Source organism: Mycobacterium simiae (assembly GCF_008370645.1).
Classification (GTDB): domain Bacteria; phylum Actinomycetota; class Actinomycetes; order Mycobacteriales; family Mycobacteriaceae; genus Mycobacterium; species Mycobacterium simiae_A.
The window spans coordinates 1-303 of record NZ_VTZN01000616.1; the positions used below are offsets into that span (position 1 = coordinate 1).

General features: G+C 69.3%; 1 protein-coding gene. It reads left to right on the top strand.

Features of this window, described 5'->3' with window-relative positions; translation table 11 throughout:
- Window positions 1-3 precede the first annotated feature (3 nt).
- Window positions 4-303, top strand: a 300-nt coding sequence (locus F0Q45_RS27120) for a precorrin-8X methylmutase (RefSeq protein ID WP_262491217.1), incomplete at its 3' end; no start/stop codon positions are given.

Below are 303 nucleotides of genomic sequence, written 5' to 3' on the forward strand. Positions count from 1 at the left end.
ACCATCCGCGCCGAAGCCGACCTGACACGATTTCCCGCCGATGTCGCGCGGGTGGTGGTCCGGTTCATCCACACCTGCGGGCAAGTCGATGTCGCCGAACACGTCGCCTACACCGATGACGTCGTCGCACGCGCAAGCGCGGCCCTGCGCGAAGGCGCCCCAGTGCTCTGCGATTCGTCGATGGTGGCTGCCGGAATCACCAGCAGCCGGCTGCCCACCGCAAATCAGGTCGTGTCGCTGGTAGCCGATCGGCGCGCCGCCGAGCTGGCCGCACGTCGGCACACCACCCGCTCGGCGGCTGGT